This window comes from Natrinema thermotolerans, assembly GCF_031165565.1.
In the GTDB taxonomy this organism is placed as follows: Archaea; Halobacteriota; Halobacteria; order Halobacteriales; family Natrialbaceae; genus Natrinema; species Natrinema thermotolerans.
In genome coordinates, this window is record NZ_CP101873.1 from 3,483,840 (window position 1) to 3,503,003 (window position 19,164).

At 53.5% G+C, this 19,164-nt stretch carries 15 protein-coding genes; 12 read left to right on the forward strand and 3 right to left on the reverse strand.

The features are described from left to right. Positions 1–106: 106 nt before the first annotated feature. The 3 genes from NP511_RS17880 to NP511_RS17890 are packed head-to-tail and all read left to right on the forward strand — an operon-like array spanning position 107 to position 7,128. Positions 107–2,758: a CARDB domain-containing protein gene (locus NP511_RS17880; RefSeq protein ID WP_084158313.1), complete on the forward strand. Its 2,652-nt coding sequence runs from the start codon at positions 107–109 to the stop codon at positions 2,756–2,758. A 2-nt stretch (positions 2,759–2,760) separates the two neighbouring features. Further along, positions 2,761–4,422, forward strand: coding sequence for a WD40 repeat domain-containing protein (locus NP511_RS17885; RefSeq protein WP_049966532.1), 1,662 nt, complete (start codon positions 2,761–2,763; stop codon positions 4,420–4,422). Positions 4,423–4,467: 45 nt separating this feature from the next. Then, positions 4,468–7,128, forward strand: a complete 2,661-nt coding sequence (locus tag NP511_RS17890; RefSeq protein ID WP_084158314.1) for a S8 family serine peptidase — start codon at positions 4,468–4,470, stop codon at positions 7,126–7,128. Between the two features lie 148 nt (positions 7,129–7,276). Here the strand turns inward: NP511_RS17890 and NP511_RS17895 are convergent, their stop codons facing one another. After that, positions 7,277–7,726 carry a hypothetical protein gene (locus NP511_RS17895; protein WP_233274364.1) on the reverse strand — a complete coding sequence of 150 codons (450 nt, stop codon included), beginning with the start codon at positions 7,724–7,726 and terminating at the stop codon, positions 7,277–7,279. 2 nt (positions 7,727–7,728) lie between these two features. Next, entirely contained in the window at positions 7,729–8,517 is a 789-nt protein-coding gene (locus NP511_RS17900; protein ID WP_049966535.1) for a hypothetical protein, read from the reverse strand. Positions 8,518–8,722: 205 nt separating this feature from the next. On the opposite strand from NP511_RS17900, the gene NP511_RS17905 reads away from it, so the two are divergent. Continuing rightward, a complete protein-coding gene (locus NP511_RS17905; protein WP_049966536.1) occupies positions 8,723–9,601 on the forward strand; it encodes an HFX_2341 family transcriptional regulator domain-containing protein in 879 nt (292 codons plus the stop codon). On the opposite strand, the gene NP511_RS23050 is transcribed toward NP511_RS17905, so the two are convergent. Continuing rightward, entirely contained in the window at positions 9,595–9,849 is a 255-nt protein-coding gene (locus NP511_RS23050) for a DUF7837 family putative zinc-binding protein (RefSeq protein ID WP_136396905.1), read from the reverse strand. The genes NP511_RS17905 and NP511_RS23050 overlap by 7 nt on opposite strands. 31 nt (positions 9,850–9,880) lie before the next feature. Here NP511_RS23050 and NP511_RS17910 point away from each other — a divergent pair, with 31 nt between their 5' ends. From NP511_RS17910 to NP511_RS17945, 8 genes are all read left to right on the forward strand, one after another. Then, entirely contained in the window at positions 9,881–13,828 is a 3,948-nt protein-coding gene (locus tag NP511_RS17910; RefSeq protein WP_049966537.1) for an Eco57I restriction-modification methylase domain-containing protein, read from the forward strand. Positions 13,829–13,897: 69 nt separating this feature from the next. Next, complete coding sequence (locus tag NP511_RS17915) at positions 13,898–14,935, forward strand: hypothetical protein (protein ID WP_049966538.1); 1,038 nt, start codon at positions 13,898–13,900, stop codon at positions 14,933–14,935. Position 14,936: 1 nt separating this feature from the next. Next, a complete protein-coding gene (locus NP511_RS17920) occupies positions 14,937–15,974 on the forward strand; it encodes a hypothetical protein (RefSeq protein WP_049966539.1) in 1,038 nt (345 codons plus the stop codon). Between the two features lie 109 nt (positions 15,975–16,083). Continuing rightward, positions 16,084–16,494: a hypothetical protein gene (locus NP511_RS17925; protein WP_049966540.1), complete on the forward strand. Its 411-nt coding sequence runs from the start codon at positions 16,084–16,086 to the stop codon at positions 16,492–16,494. 61 nt (positions 16,495–16,555) lie between these two features. Then, a complete protein-coding gene (locus tag NP511_RS17930; protein ID WP_049966541.1) occupies positions 16,556–17,134 on the forward strand; it encodes a hypothetical protein in 579 nt (192 codons plus the stop codon). 919 nt (positions 17,135–18,053) lie between these two features. Next, positions 18,054–18,731, forward strand: coding sequence for a hypothetical protein (locus tag NP511_RS17935; RefSeq protein WP_049966542.1), 678 nt, complete (start codon positions 18,054–18,056; stop codon positions 18,729–18,731). A 2-nt stretch (positions 18,732–18,733) separates the two neighbouring features. Further along, positions 18,734–18,991 carry a hypothetical protein gene (locus tag NP511_RS17940; RefSeq protein WP_136396906.1) on the forward strand — a complete coding sequence of 86 codons (258 nt, stop codon included), beginning with the start codon at positions 18,734–18,736 and terminating at the stop codon, positions 18,989–18,991. 2 nt (positions 18,992–18,993) lie between these two features. Next, positions 18,994–19,128: a hypothetical protein gene (locus NP511_RS17945; RefSeq protein WP_257720314.1), complete on the forward strand. Its 135-nt coding sequence runs from the start codon at positions 18,994–18,996 to the stop codon at positions 19,126–19,128. The last annotated feature ends 36 nt before the right edge of the window (positions 19,129–19,164 follow it).

The window sequence follows — 19,164 nt, forward strand, 5'->3', positions numbered from 1 at the left end:
TCCCGAATTCCCCTACGGCTATACCCCGCAATTGGTGAAGCCGCCTCCCCCGGTTCTGATTATACCGGACGTATAGATTAAGTGATGACAACTAAGTGATAAACTAATGAGATACAAAAGAGTGGCAACGCTCGCTATCCTCGTGGGGTGTCTCCTCGCGGTCGGAATAACAGGGATAGCAGCGGCGGAAGAGAATGAGACAGAAGACTTCACTGGGACCTTCGATCCGTATGAGAGCGACAATGTGACCGTTGAGAACGGACAGCTCAGAATCTCAGACCCAAAAAGTGAAGCAACACAGATAACTGCTTCAGAGCTTGATGGGATGAATGACTCTGGTGGTGCCTATTACGTTAATGGTGATGTGACTATTTCTTCGGATACCACCGTTGATAAACTCTATGTAGATGGGGGTGTGACGATAGATGGTTCTGAGCTCACCACCAATAATACATATGTAAAAGGCTACATAGAGATGTCAGGGAAAGGTACACCGATACTCAGTGGAGAAGTGTATATTCGGGGTGACGACAATATAACTAAAAGCAGCCCATTATCATCTGATAACATCGAATTCTGGATGGGGAGTAACTCAATCTACAACGGACCGTCAATCTACGTTGAAGGGAATGTCACTACACAGTCAGACTCTGGTGATTGGTCTGGAGAACTCTACTACACTGAATCACTAGAGGACAAACATGGGGCCACCAGCAATACCGAATTGAATGATGGTGAGGTTGCTACCATGTACGATAACAAAGTACAGTACGAGTCTGGATCATACATCCAACGGTACCCTGCTGATTCCGCATCAACGATAACTCTCTCTGATGTGACTGAAGGCAGTGGAGTCACATCTAATACCTACTATGAATCCGGGTATGTCTATGTCGAGTACACGCTCACAAATGCGAGCGACGCGGTTGATGAGTATACAGTCTCGTGGGATGTAGCTGGTTCAGTTGAGATCGGAAATATCGAGACGGAAGACGTACCTGCGGGAGAGACAGCAACTGTCTCTGCCAATATTCAGAATCCTGGAGATACGGCGGTCTCACAGAACCTTCTACTCACAGTCGACGGCGAGGAGGTCAATTCAACGAACGTAACCCTTGCTTCTGGGGAGTCCAAGACGGTCCCACTCGAGTGGACCACTACTTTGGATGACGCGGGAAGCTCACATGATGTTGAGGTCTCCTCTGAGGACGATTCAGCTACTGGCCTAGTCTTCATCGACGAAGCCCCACCAGACTTCAATATCACCGGCTTTGACCCTGCTACGGACGTTGTTGAGGGTGATCCGGTCACGACCGAAGTCACCGTTGAGAACCTCGGTCAAGTTGAAGGGACACAAGACATCACACTCGAGGTCGGCGGCTCACAGGTTGATGCAACGGATGTCACGCTCGCTGGCGGAGCGAGTACAACTGTATCCCTCGAGTGGCAGACACAGAACGGTGACGGCGGGCAGACGTACACGATGACTGCGTCGTCCGACAACAGCTCGATGTCCAGTGAAGCCTACATCGTCGGACAGGCGCACTTCGATGTCTCTGGAGTTACGGGCAACACTGTTCTCGTCGGTGAGACGATGAACGTCAACGCAACGATCACGAACACCGGCGAGAACGAGGTAACACAGTCGGTTGTCCTCGAAGCTGACGGGAATCAGGTCGACTCGACTAATGTGACGCTCGCAGAAGGCGAACCGACGAACGTCACCTTTGGCTGGGAACCGGCGACCGGTGGGACCAGTTACGACCTCACAGTTCGCTCTGACGACGACTCCGGAACTGACCTTGCCTACGTTGAGGAGCCGGGAGCGATTGAGATTGAGACCATAGGTATCGAGGATGGGGTCGAGGAGACGATACGGCCCGTATCGGTTGATCTGGTGAACCCCGGCGATACGGACGCCACACAGAACGTCACCTTCGAGATAGACGGAACGCAGGTGGACTCGACTGAAGTCACACTCGAGGGCGGCGAATCGGCTACCGTCGACTTCGAGTGGCAACCGACTGAGGCAGGCGAGTACACGGCGACGTTCACAACTGCTGATGACGAACGGAACGAGACCGTTACCGTTCTGAGCGAGTCCGCGTTCAACGTCGTCATCAAAGAGCCGCCTGAGGAGATCGTCGCCGGTGACCCTGTGTCGGTCCGAGTTGATGTGATCAATACCGGCGAGACGGCGGATACGCAGAACCTCACCTATTCCTTCAACGGGACAGAGGTAGCGACGAGACAGATCCAACTCGAGGGAGATAGCTACGAGACCGTCCACTTCGATCTCGAGGCTGATGGGCCGGGAGAGTACCAGTATACCGTCTCATCAGAGGATGACTGGGATGAGGCGAATGTCACCGCCCTCGCTGAAGGGAACCTCCGCATTACCGATGTAGATACTCCCGAGACAGTGGACAACGGGGAGAACGCAACTGCCAATATTACGTTCGAAAACGTCGGTGGTGTAGCGACGACGGAGACGGCCCGGCTCTATGTCGATGGCGAACTCGTGGACGACCGCGAAGTGACCGAGGGGACCGTCTCGTTTGACCTCCCCATTGATGGACCGGGCGAGTACAATTACTCAGTCGAAATGGCGACTGATTCGACCGAGTTCTCGGTAACAGTAACTGAGAGCAGCGGCCTCCTTCCGACAGACAGTGGCCGTTCGTGGGCGATGTACGTCTCGCTCGGTCTGGTTGGTATCGGAGGTCTTGTAGGCGTAATCGCGTACCGACGTAGATAACCATGAGATCGACACAACAAGCAGTGGCAACACTGGCGATCGTTGTCCTCGTACTCACATCGGGAGTGGGTGCTGAGGCGTCAAGCGAGATCGTAATCGAAGGACCGGATGAGAAGGGGACACCCGTCGAAACGGACCCCGTTGTAACTGGCACCGGAGACAGTGAGACGCTCGAGTTTGAGTACCAGCAGGTCGCTCCTCAGATCGAGTTCACGGGAGTGAGCGAGTTCACGTCTTGGGAGGAAGTCAATACAGCAGCAATCAGCGGGAGTGTGATCGGTGCGCATAACGGAACCGTCGCCGCTGCGGCGGATGGGAACGTATACGCCACGAATACGGATTCTCCGCTTCAGGTCGGAGATGTATCCCACCTCGAGTTCTCCCCGGATGGCGACTACCTTGCAATCCAGAGTGACGCACTCCACATCTACGAGACTGACGACTATACGAAGGTTGAGACCCTCGAGTTCGTTTCAGCTGGTGACCGGAAGCTGTTCAGTTGGTCGCCTGCCGGTGAGCTGGCCCTCGTCGACGGTTCGACCCCGTACCAAGTCAAGATCTACGCCGAGGAGTGGAGAGTCGACGAGACCATTGATACAACCGAGATCGTAACGGGACTCTCGTACTCCCCTACCGGTGAACTCGGGATCGGGACGCAAGACCACTTGACGGTCTGGGAAGGATCTGAACGCGACCGAGTCGAGAGTCCGGACTCATCGCTGGACAACCTGACGTGGTCTCCCTCGGGAGACGAGATCGCTGCCGTATCCGGTGATGGGGTGGTTGTCACTCAATACGACAGTGGGGAACTCATAGACCCGACAGTCACGTCAGTAACAACGGACTCCGTTGCTTACTATTCGCCTCGAGGGACGCTGTTCGTTGAGCAGACCGGCTCCCTTCTCGAAGTATCGACCGATGATTGGTCGACAGAGACCAGACAGCAGAACATCTCTGGTTTCTATGCGGATCGGAGTTCCTTCTATACAGCGACCAGTACTGAGGTATCTGAATACACTCCGAACTACCTCAAGTCGGTTGATCCGGAAATCGACTTTACGGGCAACGGCTATCCTGATGCCAGCTACGACGGCGATCTTGGCGCTGGTGAGTCAGCGACTGTTAACGTCGGTGTCGACGTCCTCGCTGGTGAGCATGACCTCTCAGTCTCTGTCGGAGGGAGTGAACAGGTCGAATGGAAATATGTCGGTTATACCGACGGGCGCACTCACGTCGACACGCTGGATCTCAATGGTCACCAGTATGACGTAGACTCTCGGGTCAGTTCTGAGGACCCGGTCCGTCTCGTGATGCAGAATAACATCACCCAGAACGGGAATACGATCGACCTGTCTACGGGAGACTCCGAGGTCGAAGGGACCGAGATCAATCTCACAATTCGAGCAGATGGCCTTTCGGAGTACGATAATGCACAGGTCTACAAGAACGACGCTGAGTACGATAACTACGAGTTTGACACCCTGACGATCTACAGCGTGACGGAGGGCGACTCGTGGGAGTTCAATCTCGTCAGTAACTCTGGTGGAATCCCGATCAGTAGCGGTGGAGGACTGGTCCCGTCTGTGTCACAGGATACGGTGGTACTCGGTGGAACTCTCGCGCTGGTACTCGGGCTTCTTGGTGTCCTCTATGCCCGACGGTAAGACCCGGCATATCAGTTAAGTATCGCAAGTTAGCCGGGTGAAGTAATGAACCGTACTCTAAGTCTGACAGTGGCAACACTGCTCCTTGTTTCGCTATTTGTTCCATTTCCAGTCGTTGCAACTGATGGAGGAACGGAGGTGGATTCGGAACTCCAGAACGCGAACGGGACAGTTGAAGTGATCGTTGGTGTCGAGGACTACCCGTTCTTTGGAGTGACCGCAGAAGACGATTCGAAGATAGAGGAGCTGAAGGCACAGGCAGAAGGCGCGCAGGCTCCGATTAGACAACACGCGAATCAGACGGACGGAATCGAGTTCAAAGAGGGGTTCTGGCTGACGAATGCCGTCTTGCTCGAGGTAGATACGACTGTTATCGATATCGAGTCGTTGGCTGCGTTGGATAGCGTTGAGACCATCGAGAAGAACTCAGAGGTTTCGGTTCAAGAGACGGAGTCGGCTGCCACTGAAAGCGGCGCATGGGGAGTCGAGTCTGTTGGTGCCCCCGAGGTCTGGGAAGAGTACAATACGATGGGAGAGGGAGTGAACGTGACCGTACTCGATACTGGTGTCGATGACTCGCACCCAGATATTGATGTAGCGAAGTGGAAGGACTTCGACGATACACCATCAGCGACGCCGATGGACTACGACAACCATGGAACCCATGTGAGCGGCACGGTCGTTGGCGGCGACTCGAGTGGTGAGTATATCGGTGTTGCTCCGAAGGCGAATCTGTTCCATGGGGCTGTACTGACGGACTGCAGCGACGGGAGCTGTTCTGGCTATACCAGTAATATCGTGTCCGGGATGGAGTGGGCGATCGAAAACAACGCTGATGTTATCAGTATGAGCCTCTCCGGAGACGGGTTTTCAACGTTCTACGCGAATGCCGTCGAGAACGCGGACGATGTCGGTGTCACTGTCGTCGCTTCGATCGGGAACGATGGCGTCGGCGAGGCAGGAACACCTGGAAATATCTACGATGTCATCAGTGTCGGTGCGCACGATGACAGTCATCAGATCGCTGAGTTCTCGAGCGGCGCTTGGATTGATACGGACAAGGACTGGGGAAGTACCGCCAGAGACCATTGGCCAGACGAGTACCATACGCCCTCAGTCGCGGCTCCCGGTGTTGACATCACCAGTGCGGTTTCCGGAGGCGGCTATGGGTCGATGCAGGGGACGAGTATGGCCGCGCCCCACGTCAGCGGGACAGTTGCACTCATGCTATCCGTGAATGAGGACCTGGACAATCGAGATGTCAAAGAAATCCTGATGGATACTGCCGACGGTCACGATGGGGATATCCGTGGTGGTCAAGGACGGATCGATGGCCTGAGTGCAGTCGCAACGGCTGACGAAGAATCGACGATTACTGGGACAGTCGAGAACAGTGTCGGCGAACCGATCTCCGGCGCCACCGTTGAGATTGGAGCCCAGTCTATGACGACCGACAGCAACGGCGAATTCACGGCTACTGTCAACTCATACGCCGAGTATACCCTGAATGTCGAGGCGGCGACCTATGAATCTGAGACGAGAGAAGTGACGACTGGCGGTGGGGATACGACGGTCGCCGACTTTGCATTGACGCCCGTCTTCAGTGCGGACTTAGCCGAACAGGACGATGTCGTCTTGACCGGAAGTGAGGCAGAGGTGGCCTTCGACGTCGACTACGCTGAGACCGCGACGATCTCTCTCCACGAAGACACGACGGTCAACAGAACGAATCTCACGGCGACGCTCGGTGGGCGCGAGGTCTCATTCGGTGATGAGACCGAATTCGCCGACTTGGTGACCGACAACGCATACCCGCTTACGGTAGACTTCCAGGGGAACACGACTGGTGATGTGAGGCTCGCTTACGAATTCACACGCGAAGACCAACGAGTAACGGGGAAGACAGACATCGTCTCTGCTCGAGAGCCTGTTGCCGAACTGCAGGGTGCTGGCGTGAACACTGTCGAATATGGGCCGTTTGCTGCGGCTGATGGATATACGGATGTACTCCAGTTCGATACTGAACAGACCGACATGGAGGTTACCTTCACACCGGACGGATCTGTCGATAATCCTCGTCTCATACGAGGGGGCGAAGTCTTTGCAGCATACAATGGCACGCTCAACGAGTCCGTGACTGTCGAGCCGGAGGTCGAGACACTCCCAGCTGGGGAACACCAGTTCGAGTTCAAGACGGATAGTGGGACGCTGGAGTGGGAGTACACGGGAGCCGATGTCGAGTCAGTCTACATCGAGTCGTTCGACCTGAACGGTACTGAGCATTCGATCGGCCGATCCCTCGAAACAGGGGAACCGCTCCCGCTCGTTCAGACCGAAGAACTGGGACAGGAGATCGAGACCCAACTCGAGATCGACGAGCAGCGGAGTGAGGTGACGGTGGTTGATGTCCGGTTCTATCCGGAGGTGGACTCCGGGACTATGAGCGTTGTTCGTGGGACCTCCGACTATCCGCTCTACAATGAGACGACACGAACGATCTATGGGATGGATTCGGCGGCTTCCTACACCACGGTCTTTGGTGCTGAAGCCAACGAAAGCGACACGGAATCCACTCCGGGATCGATCGATGGACCGAGCGAGGGTGGAATCGTTATCCCGACGGAATCGGATAATGGAATTCCGCTGGAATACGTTGGCGTGCCCGCTATCGTGATGGTCGGTCTTGTCGCCCGTTGGAAAAATTGAATCAGGCCCTCGAAAGTACTGATATCGGCCTACTCAGGCGCTGTAACCGGGGCGATAATCGCGGGGTATAGCCCTAACGCTGTCTATCCGGGATGATCCCGTGGTTCGTTATACTGACAGGTGATACGGGGCGAATACGTCCTGCGGATCAGCGCAGGTGGGAGTCCTCTTCTCGTATGAGCCGGTGTTCTGGGAATGGCTCGTACGCAATCTCAGCTTCCTCCAGTTCATCGAGTGGGATCGGCGTCTCCCGAAGATCCCAGTCCGGCATGACTTTGTCGAGGGTCTCAAACTCAACGGTGATGACAACGTCGTCATCTGCCGGATACTTGGGATTTTGATCGGCCAGCGTCTCGTCTTCAAGTTCCCACTCATCTGCGGTAACTGGTGGGAGGTTCACCACAACGAGATCCTCGGGTTCATCTACTTCATCGTCGTGGGCAATGTCTCCGTAGATGAAGTCGGGTTCGTCGTCCTCATCATCCCCGATCTGAAGAGCGTTGTCGAGGGAGCGGTTCAATGGTTCTTTCGAACCAGATGGTGTCCATGGTGTTTCATCACTGCGGTCGTCTCGTGGGTCGCCGCCTTTCTCTGCCATTGTTAGTCGTCCCCCGTCGCGTGTCCGTAGCCGAACTCGCTGATCTTCGCCTGCCAGTTGTTGATGGCAGGGGTCCGTTCCTGAACACTTTGTTTCATCAACTCACGACTGTGGGTCCCGTCAGCACGTTCGCTTTCACTGAGTGGAGTGATCTTCCCGGAGAACGCTTCGACTTCTCGTGGCATCTCACGGAGGGTTTCTTCCGAGAAGCATCCGTTGAGATAGATACCATCCGGATCGATAACGTCGTTGAGTGTGTCGATATGTTCTCCGAGTGTGTACTTTGAGTTGTACGAGGTTGCGTCGAAGGCCACGTAACGAGTGTCGAGTAGGTCCAGGAGCTCGAGGCTGTGCTCGTACATCCAGTCCTCCCATCCGACGATCGTCGCTCCGACCGCGATGTCTACGTCAGACATCATCTTGTAGAAGGCTTTCTGACCCTCGACGGATCGTCGGATCTCCTTCAGGAGTTCACGAGTGGACATCTGTGGGTACGTCATCCGGTCGCCCGCGAAGACTACGTTTGCCACGTCCTCGAGGGGTCGGATGATCTCGACCTCCTCTTCTGGTGTCCTCCCGAGGAGATACTTGTCGTTCTCCATGGAGTTGAGAACAACCTTCTGATCTGGATGAGGGAAATCATCCCGTGGATTGTTCTGGAACCAGTGGGCCTCGTGGAGCTTTACTTGGACGTACTCACTGACATCAGGGTCGCCGAATACGTAGCGTTCGTCCGCGTTGAACGGGTCCGCCTTTGCAACGAAACCGCTCGGAAACGTGTTGTCGCTCATTGTCTCTCACTCGAGTGCTCTTTCTTGTTTCTTTGGCACTCGGTGCTACATACATTCTCAACCACCATAAGTCTGTGGACTGTGTTTCTACAAGGCCGGTAAACATCTATATTACATCTATATTCTAGGGCGGCCGAAAGCTGCCACTCTCAGGTGAGCAATCTGTAGCGAAGGTATTTACAATGACCACTAGATAGGGAGAGTCATGAGTGAGAGTGTTCATTTCATCCCAGTCGGGTTTGACTTTGACCGTCTTATTCTCCCAATATCGAAGGGGGAATTGAATGCTGACCGTGTCGTCTTGATTACGCACGAAGGCGAGCCAACAGACAAGCCGACCGACAGAGCCGCAGAACTCGCGACCGACATGTATGAGCAGTTATCTCGGTCGTTCGAACTAATGGGTGTGGAACCCCAAGAGAAGGGGATTGAGATCGACTCATTATATGATTACGAGGAAATCTATGCTAAGGCGTACGAGTACATCTTTGATGAACTCGAGGCTGGAAACGAGGTCTACGTCAACATCTCCTCCATGCCGCGAACGGTTGCATTCGCATTTGCTACCGCTGCTGACTCATTAGCCACGGAAGACCGGATAGATGACGCACGAAATCGGGTTCACACGTACTACGTTGGACCCGAGAACTATCTTGTGGTGGATATGATCGAGGCTTTGGAGAAGGCAGAAGCGCAACTCGAGGGATCCGATCAATTCAACGATCTCTATGCCGATATTAGCGATATCCTTGAGCGGCTCAATGAGAGCGGTGTCACAGAAGGGACGAAGCACGAAGACCCGATGCATATCGAGTTTCCGTCCTCACCTGGAAGTGATCTCGACGATTTCGAAGAGACGATTCTTGAGTTCTTGAACGGAAAGGATACGATCGAATCGACGTCAGAACTTGCTGAGCGGTTAGCGAGCGAGATCGAGGAAGAGTACGACGACTCCTTCCGGAGCCGCGTCCAGTACAACGTCGGCAAGCTCGAGGGCAAAGGCTACGTCAACCGAGAGAAGGATGGCAACCGACTGGAGACGTCACTGTCGACGATGGGCCGGATGTGGGCCAAGACTCACTGAGTCGGGTCAACGACTTCCTCGCACTCGGGACACTCCGCGAATACACCATTCTCGTACTCGATAATCGTCTTGTAGGCAGGGACGGGTGACTCACAGAGCGGGCAGACGCCGAGTGGATCACGTCCGACTGGCATGGGGATAGAGCCATGGAGCGTGTGACAGGGAATCCATGACTCCAACCGATACGTCCACGTATACCCTGAAAAAGGCGATCCTGCCACAGTGGAAGTTATCATCCCATCTTTCATTACCCCGGTCTGAGTAGAGGCCGACTATTCAATGTCGGTACAGGGGACCCAGACCGAATTCGACATCTCGGAGTTCGAAACTGAAGTTACGGCAGAGGACCGAGACCGAGTAATCGAAGCAATCGCAGAGTCTATTTCTCGACTTCGAGACCAAATTGAGGACGATATCCTGGAATCGATGCTTCGAGCTGATCCCGGAACATACCAGCTCCGAAGCGACTTTACGCAGGACCAACTTGACCCAGAACCACTCACGAAAAATCGCGTTATTGAACCCCTCCTCGAAACACTCGGTTATGATGACTATGGCTATGAGGCAGGTGACTTCTCTTCTGAACGCGGCGAACAGGCGGATTACGCGGTCTCTCTACGTGATATAGATACTGTTGACTCGACACGCCTACTAATTGAGGCAGAACCCACCAACAAACCCCTTGAGAACCGAGGTCACGGTGTAGATCAAGTCAAGAGCTGGCTCAGTCAACGTGAGTTTGAATCTGACTTTGGGTTCGCAACAGATGGTCTTCGCTGGATCTTCATCCGCTATGATCCGGATACTTACACGCACAGCTATATCGAGGAGATTGACCTCAGTTCGGTCTTCCTGTCGCTATTTGAGAATGAGGCGACCGAGCGCCAGCCACCAAAGGAGGTTCTCTCAACGGATCAACTGGAACTGATCACCCGGTTACTCCGGACCTTTGCATATGAGAATTTCACTTCTATCATTGATGACGCACAGGAGGTCATCAAGCGCAAACAAGAAGAGATCACGGATGAGTTCTATGACGACTACATCAATGTTGTCTTCGGGGTGACTGACGAAGATGACGAGAGACGTGCCCGAAGCCTAATCGGTGACGGTGTTATCGCTCCAGATGATGCGGCCGGTGATGATGTCCGTCTCTTCGCTGTTGACCTGATGAACCGCCTCATCTTTATCAAATTCCTCGAGGACAAACGGATCGTCCGGCCTGATCTCTTGGACACGATCGTCGAGACTTATGAGGACGGAGTATATCCACAAACGCTCTACGAGACGTTCCTCGATCCATTGTTCTATGATGTCTTTAATCAGAAGCCGCCTCGAGATCCTCAGATTGAGAGTATCGAGATATACGGCGATATTCCCTACTTGAACGGCGGGCTATTCCGGCCAGAACTCAATGGAAACCCCGATATTGACGAGCGTGATTTCGACGTCCGAGATACCGTTCTAACCTCGATCATTGAGCTTCTGGAACAGTATCGGTTCTCAGCTGACGGTGGGCCAGCTGATATTGATCCAAGTGTTCTAGGGAACGTGTTCGAGAAGACGATCAACTATCTCACAACAGATCCTGGCGACCAGAACAAGGAACTGGGTGCGTATTATACACCAAGTGAGATCACGCGATTTTCTGCTGAACAAACTGTCCGACCGGCACTGCACGAGCGATTCCAGGAGTATTTGATCGAAGAACGAGATTGGCCAGAGGCAGAAGCAAAGCGAAGCGATACCGTCCTCGAGTTGATCAGAGATCTGCCAGCGAGCAGTTCCCTCATCACTGGACTGTTACAGGATGTTGTTGACCAGTTCTACGTCGTTGACCCCGCCTGTGGGAGTGGTCACTACCTCACATCAGTTCTTGAAGAGATTGTATCTGTCCGTGCTGCTCTCTATGCCCAGATGGACTCATATCCGAACCGATTCCGCCTGAAGAAAGCGACCGTTCAGAACAACATCTACGGGGTGGATATCGTTGGGCCAGCAGTAGAGATCGGCAAGCTTCGGTGCTGGCTTTCGATTATTGCGGAATTATCGGAAGAGGATATAGAGAACTTTGACACCTCTGAACTTGCTCTGCCTAACATTGGTTTCAATCTCCGACAAGGAAATAGTCTCATTGGTTTCACAACTTTCCCAGAGTCAACCGACGACGGCGGGTATACTCTTGAAGCATTCAGTGAAGATAGTGTCCGGTCTCGGTATCAGGACGTCATTGAGCAGATCAATCTCTATGAGGAGGCAGGGAAACAAGGATTCTCCGAGAAAGCGGAGGAACATCGTCGGAAGGCAAATGAATTACTTGATAAATATCGACCCGAACTGGATACGTTGGTCTTTGATGAGTTCCAAGACCTAAACATCAGTATTGATTCAGAGACGATCCGTGATGAGTACGGAGAAGAGATCGGAGCAGATGTTTTGGATGAGATTGAGGAGCAGATCACAACAGGTATAGCAGAAGAGGATATCGACGAGTTTGACACCTTCCATTGGATTCTCGAATTTGCAGAGGTGTATGCAGAGGGTGGATTTGATGTTATTGTTGGGAACCCACCGTGGGAAGTTCTTACTTCAAACCGTGAAGAATATTTCAGCAAATTCGATGCGAAGTTCAGAACTCGTCCCTTGAGCGAAAAAGATGAGATCGAAGCAGAATTGTTAGAGGACCCAGCGAAAGCAGAAGGATGGATCGAACACCAACGTCGAATGGATATTCTTAGCACGTATTTCAAGGAGAGTCAATCTTACCGTCTCCAAAGCCCAGATATCGGTGGACAGGCGAAAGCTGACCTCTCAATGTTGTTCATGGAACGTGTGTTCTCTCTAACTGATGAGGACGGATACGTGGCTAAGCTATTCCCCGGTAAATTGTTTACTGGAACCGGGAACAAGGATCTGAGAAACCACCTTCTCTCGAATACGGAAGTTGGCTATATTGTCGGCTTTGAAAACAAGGGGATTTTTGAAGAGATCCACAACCAGTATAAATTCGGAGTAGTGACTTACAAGAACTCCGGGAGTACGGACCAGTTGCGCGTCAAATTCCTCAACCGGGATCCTGAAGTCCTGCAGAACGTCGAGGAGCAAACCTTTGATGTTCCAGTTGAGGTTCTGAGGGACTATTCGCCCCAAACGACGATCTTCCCACAAATCACGAAAGAAGAAGAGGTCCCACTTCTCCGGAAGATCGTACAACATCCGCCAATCAATGAACCGAAGGAAGACTCGTGGTATATTGATCTCTATAAAGAAGAACTCAACCGAACTCGTGATTCGGATCGGTTTGTCGAAAATAAATCAGACGGCGATTATCCTGTCTATGGTGGCGGGAATATCTGGCAATTCGCCTACGATAACACCTTCTGGGACAATATTGAAGCCCCGACATTGTGGAGTGTAGAGGAAGATGTGAATCCCGATGCGAGCGCAAAACAGCGGGTTAGAGAAAAGAATTCGAAACGGTTGAAGAAAGCCCTGTATGAGGCATTTGATGGGACAGGGTCCCAGATAGGTTTCGTGAGAGAACTACTCGAAGACCATCGAGGAACCGAGTTCTCTGAACAGGATGTGCTTCTCGACTCAACCACCCATCGTATCGGTATTCGAGAAATCTCTAACAATACTAATGAACGAAGCAGTGTAGCAGCTGTACTCCCACAGGGAGTTGTTTGTCACCACAAATGTCCGACAATCCGTCCCTATGAAATCAATCCCTCTGAAGAAGACCTCAAGGAAACACCTGCACATGGAGTCTATGAACGCATATTCTCTGATGAAGAACTCTTTGCTGTCCTTGGGATATTGAATAGCGTTCCCTTCGATTATATCGTCCGAACAAAGCTCGATACTAGTCTGAGTATGAATATGTTCGAAGAGTGCCAAGCACCCCGCTTAACAAAAGGGGATGAATGGTTTGAACCAGTCTGGAACCGGGCTGCGAGACTGAATTGCTATGGAGATGATTTCGAGGAGATCGCCAATCGACTGGATATTGATCCAGTGACAGACGAGAAGACGCGACAAGAACTCCAAGCTGAGATCGATGCAGCAATGTTTGGTGCCTATGGATTTGATCGAGACGAAACGGAGTTCATCCTTGATGACTTCCATCGAGTACAGAGCCCGCGAGTGATGACCGATGAGTACTTCGATCTAGTCCTTGAGAAGTACGACGAACTAGTAGAAGAACCAGCAAGTCCGACTCAGTAGGGCAGTCATCCCGTATACCCTGACCCCGGCAGCTAAGTCGGTGGGATACGGCTATGAAATTTAAGCGGGATGATACTACGAAGATGGATCGTCGAGTGGCTACAAGATTCCCCTGCAGGCCCCATAATTGAGGGCAATGAGGCGTCCTTCCGGACGTTGTTCGGTGGCGTCATAGACCCATACCGCGCAGCTGAGGAGAGTCTCACGGTCGACCCCGGACAGATCGACCTCGTACTCTCGTTCCTGTTCACAGGTATCTACGTCGCCGGAGTCATCGCGATGATGTACTTCGGGATGAACCTGCTGTCGTACGCCAAGGCCAAGGTGACGGGAGTCGGGTTCACTGACCGCGGAAAGGTCGTCGTTGCAGGTGGGATCTGGGCCGTACTCACGACAATAGACAGCGTCCTTCGAGGACAGGTCTTCGTCTGGGAGATGACGAAGAAGAACACAGAGTGGATCTTCGTTGTCCGTCAGATCCTCACCGGCAACACCGATATCCAGGCCGGATTAGACCTCGTTGCTTTTGGCCTCCTCGAGGATCCGGTCGTCGAAGTCGGGGCCATGCTCGTGATCTCGCTGATCATGATCTCAGCGTTGTCCCATTACTACGTTCCAGTGATTGACTCGGCTGGGAAGCTATTCGTGACACTGTTCACGGGGTCACTGCTTGCGTATGTGACGTTCCCTCGGCTTGGAATCGACGTCTTCCCGGTCGATATCTGGCCGGTATTCGTTGGCCATGTCCTCTTCGCGTGGTTGGTCGTTGGGACCCTGTTCGCGTTGGTCTTGGGGAAGGTCTGGCGGGCAGCGTCAGACTTCATCGCAGGACAGTGGGGCGTCTTCGAGCAACCGGATATGGTCAAATACACCCGTGATGGGACCGTGTTCGTTCTGCTCCCGTTGGCGTTCTTGCACACGTCCTATACGGCGACGTTATCACTCTTTGCGTGGTTCTCGTACAAGCTCGCTGTCGACCGCAACCTCTGGCAGAAAGTTCTCGGGACCCAATCCGACGAGAACGATACTTCAGGTATACCCTCTCGCGAGGACTGTGAGCCTGAGAATTGGAACGACGAACAGGGAATCTGTGAGATAGGTGATTGACATGGGAATACTCGGATACATCGTTACGACGGTACTCGCGTTCATCAACGGCATCACAACAGGAGCCTTGGAGTTCCTGCAACTGTACCGGGTCGCCTTCCTGATCGACAAGACCCTGACTGGGTGGGCGAACGGATTCGTCGCATGGGAGGACGGCATCAACCGGCGTTTTGACCTCATCGCTGGCGAAGTGAACCAGACACTGGATCAGGGGAGTGATGGCCTGTTCAGTGCCTTCCAAACCGGACTCGAAACGATCCAAGGAGGGTTTGCATGGGTCGCAGGTGTCGGGAATACGTGGGCAAATTGGCCCTCCTACGTGAATTCACATATCGTTCCAGATGTTCCTCGGCTGGCTACGCCAGAAGGAGCTGCTAATGCAACACTCCCGTTCACGGATCTCCAACCGCTCGCATGGTTCACGAATTTGATTGATGCCTTCAATGCCGTTCTAAGCGGTCTTGAGAGCATTGTTACGTTCATATTCTATATTCCCGGGATCATCTTTGTCCCTGTGGGGATCATCCTCAATTCGATCTTCTCCCCGATTGCTGCGTTCTTCGGTCTCTCCGCGGGATTCGTCGGGTATACTGGCGCACTCACTGGCGTCGAGAGCGCGTTCATCTTCATCGGTGTCCTACTCGTGATCCTCAACATCGTCGACATCTTCACGAGTATCAGCTCGCTCCAGTTCTTCCGGCCAGCCAGCTTCGCGAACGATACCGTCGACGATCTCGTTGGGATCGTCGTCGGGTTCATTTTCGTCTTCTTCCACATCGCACCAACGCCAGTTGCGATGATGATGTCCCTCGGTGGGATCGCCCTCATCCTTTATTCCGCATCCGAGGACGATACGAAGGCGGGGCTCTACTCGTTCACCCTAACCGGGATCGGGACAACCGCGCTCTGGTTATCCGTGTTCGACTTCCTCTCCGGTGCGATCCTGATCGCCGGGACGTTTGCAGTCGTCTCGATTGCAACCACCTACACGCTGACTCACCTCAAGAACGAACCTGACGGGTCAGTTGTCACCGTATGATCCTCGGATTGGCATCGTATACGCCCCGTATCGTCTTGCCAAGTGTACCCGCCCTGTGGGTGCCGTCTATGAGTAAGCAATTTAATCCCGAACCGGGGGCGTTGACCTAATGGCTACGGAGTATCAGACACAACGGCGAGCGAGCCGGACAGTGCTTGTCGGTGGCGTACTCGTTGTCCTCGGGCTTCTGTTCACATTTGCGAGTACGACCGCCCAACAGATCGCGCTGCTCGGGATCGTCGGTGCCGTGACTGGCGGGTCGGTTAGGCTAGTAACACAGAAGATCGACGAGGATCCCTACGGGACGCTTCTGATGTACGGGGTTGGATTGATTGCTCCGCGGGTCTGGCTCTATGACTTCGGGCACGATGGACAGCAGTTCCTCGTGATGACGGTCGGGATACTCGGTGTTGCTGCCGTTGCCCTTGCCTCGCACATCCGGTTCAAGACCAGTTACGGGCTCGCCCTCGGCTTCGGGGCCGGAGTAGCAGTGTCCACGGTAATTCTCTACGGGGTGTGAGACCCGTGGAGCTATCGCCATCATCGGTACGGCCCGTTGCCCTTACGGAGGTGATCCCGCTGTGAGCGCCGTTGACGAACTTGACGAGACAACGTTCTCGGAACGCGCCCTCAAGACGAATCTCGTTCCACTGGTCTCTGTTGCCTTCCTCGGTGGGTCTGGATTCACGATCTTGATGGGGCAGCTCGGATTCCGGGAGTATCCGTTGATCTACTTCCTCTGGGAGTGGATGTACACGTCCCAGATCGCGGAACATGTTCTCAATTTCGGGACGTTGTTCTCGCTGATGTCGCTGGTCTTTGGTGTACTCAAGTTCTGGCTCAATGATAGCCTCCTCGAGAACGTCTCAACAGTCGCCTATGTGCTGATGGCAGCCCCGGCTTTGTGGATCGCGGACTATCCCGTGAATCTGGTATCACTCAGTCAGGGGACAATCATCGTCTTGCTCCAGACATCGTTCCTGCTGATTCCGGGGGTACTCCTCTCGTGGTTCCGAGTCCCGAAGCAGACGGATAACGAGTTCGTCAAGGCAAAGGTGTTCATTGGGACGTTCGTCCTCGCGGCGGTGATGACACTGGCTGCCGTAGTCGGAATGGGCCTCCTCGAGTGTGGACTTGGGAGCGAGTACAGTTGCTTCTAAGGGGAATTTCGGATGTTAGCCAGTAGTCTTATGCAATCACCGTGAAAATTCGCATCTGGCGAGGGATAAGATCACCAGACGATTCCGAGACACACCCTTGCCGCCATCGAGATCGACGATCGCAGGTCAATAGCCATCCGATCTCGAGCCACCCACCTGATTGACACACCACCTGAAGGATGGGGGGCTAGCGCCGACCCCCTGTCGGCGTTTTTCGAGGGAGAGTTACTTGCTTCAGTCTGACCCACGGTAAGCCGTCTCGGTGAGAATGCCAGAGGGAGTAGGCTTAAGTCTGGTTTCATTTTACTGATAATTGTAGCGTATGAGCGACAGCACTGACCTGAGTTACAGCGAGTGCAAGAAGAGCGACGACCACTACTGGGTCAAGAGTGACGAGCTGGAAAACCACTGCCGAATCAAGCCAAACCGATGAGCGAGAATCCTGATACCAAGTATGAGTGCGAGAACAGTGACGACCACTACTGGGCGGATGGCGGCGAGCTGAAACCACACTGCCGGAAGAACCCCAACTAAGTATGCTCTCGAAGCAAGAGTGTGAGAATCGTGGTGGCGAATGGAACGACGGTGGACGGAGGGATGACGGAACCAAGCAAGGTCCCTACTGTGAACTGAACTAATGGACGACCGGCGTACCGAGTGTCAAAGACAATGCGCCATACATTCTCGATGTCCTGACGAAGCAGAGGACTGCGTCGAGGAGTGTATGGATACGGAAGGTATCCATCATGGCTAGAGCCACATGCGAAGTTCTCGTCGACGGAGAGAAGATCGGCGAGGTAACAGGAAACAGTGCGAATAGTAGCAAAGTAGTCGCCCGGAATGGGGCGTTGATGAAAGGGGCAGCCAAAGTCGACTGGGACGATGACCCCGGCGACGTGACGTTCAGATGTGATTAGTGATGAAACCAATCGAAGGACTCGACGAGTCGACCTGTGAAGAACTCCAAGAGGCCCATAGCAAACTCGAGGAGAACAAGCAAGCGATCATCGAGGACAATACTGAGGAGGTCCGTGAGAAACTCGAAGGGGTCGATGATGTCAGCTACGATGATCTGGCGGACGCATTAGCGCAAACGGATATTGATCAAGAGAAGCTTGAGCAGCTGAACCGGGTCCAAGAGAAGGTCCGCTATACAACGAGCCTCGGCTGTGGACTGGACTATCGGGAACACACCGAGACAGAGTTCACCCCACCGGATGACGATATCTCTGGGTGGGTAGTGAACGACGCCTACACCGCAGTCGATGAGGCTGGGACGGGAGTTCGAGCGACTACCCCGGACTACATCTACAGCGGTGATATGGTCTACGACGACATCGCCGGTGAAGAGAACCAGAAGCGGGTCTTCCAGGATGAAGTGAATCGGACCTTGGACCAGATCGAAGACTTGGCCGAGACGGAGGATATCTCCCTCCCGACTCGAGCAACGACTGGCACCGCTGTCGCGATGCAGATCGAGTGCAAGATGATGGACGACGAGGCAGAACAGGAGTGCCTCGAGCAGTACAGTGACTTCGACGTGAAGTCGTCTGGTCTCAGTGGTGTCGGCGATCCACTTCCGTCGGGGTATTCGTAACAATGGCAATTCCACTACTCGGCGCAGGCGCACGAGCCGCTGGCGCAGCGGCCTCACGTATTGGACTCAAGAAAGGAGCGACGAAGGCAGCGGCAGGAGGTGCAACCGCAAAGGCAGGTATCGATACAGCGAACGAGGTCAAGGAACAGGTTTCAGACAAATTTGAGAACGCCGACTGTGAACGTGACGGCCTTGGGGTCAAGTGCGACATCGAGACTGATCACGGGACAGTCGAAGCAACATTCGACGTCAAACGCTAACCATGGGAGAACGAACTACCAAATTGAAGTGCGACGCACAGTACCACACGAAATACAAGAAACAATACGACTCGAAGGCGGACTTCTACGAGGATGCGGACGGCTGCCCCGATCCTGAAGAAGTCGGACTCGAGTAGGCTATTCTATTTCGATTTCTGTCCAGTCGTTGGTCG

Coding starts and splice junctions, on each gene's coding strand:
- NP511_RS17920 (WP_049966539.1), top strand. CDS start 14,937: ATGGGAATACTCGGATACATCGTTACGACGGTACTCGCGTTCATCAAC.
- NP511_RS23050 (WP_136396905.1), bottom strand. CDS start 9,849: ATGAAAGATGGGATGATAACTTCCACTGTGGCAGGATCGCCTTTTTCA.
- NP511_RS17915 (WP_049966538.1), top strand. CDS start 13,898: ATGATACTACGAAGATGGATCGTCGAGTGGCTACAAGATTCCCCTGCA.
- NP511_RS17905 (WP_049966536.1), top strand. CDS start 8,723: ATGAGTGAGAGTGTTCATTTCATCCCAGTCGGGTTTGACTTTGACCGT.
- NP511_RS17890 (WP_084158314.1), top strand. CDS start 4,468: ATGAACCGTACTCTAAGTCTGACAGTGGCAACACTGCTCCTTGTTTCG.
- NP511_RS17910 (WP_049966537.1), top strand. CDS start 9,881: ATGTCGGTACAGGGGACCCAGACCGAATTCGACATCTCGGAGTTCGAA.
- NP511_RS17925 (WP_049966540.1), top strand. CDS start 16,084: ATGGCTACGGAGTATCAGACACAACGGCGAGCGAGCCGGACAGTGCTT.
- NP511_RS17895 (WP_233274364.1), bottom strand. CDS start 7,726: ATGGCAGAGAAAGGCGGCGACCCACGAGACGACCGCAGTGATGAAACA.
- NP511_RS17880 (WP_084158313.1), top strand. CDS start 107: ATGAGATACAAAAGAGTGGCAACGCTCGCTATCCTCGTGGGGTGTCTC.
- NP511_RS17940 (WP_136396906.1), top strand. CDS start 18,734: ATGGCAATTCCACTACTCGGCGCAGGCGCACGAGCCGCTGGCGCAGCG.
- NP511_RS17935 (WP_049966542.1), top strand. CDS start 18,054: ATGAAACCAATCGAAGGACTCGACGAGTCGACCTGTGAAGAACTCCAA.
- NP511_RS17885 (WP_049966532.1), top strand. CDS start 2,761: ATGAGATCGACACAACAAGCAGTGGCAACACTGGCGATCGTTGTCCTC.
- NP511_RS17900 (WP_049966535.1), bottom strand. CDS start 8,517: ATGAGCGACAACACGTTTCCGAGCGGTTTCGTTGCAAAGGCGGACCCG.
- NP511_RS17945 (WP_257720314.1), top strand. CDS start 18,994: ATGGGAGAACGAACTACCAAATTGAAGTGCGACGCACAGTACCACACG.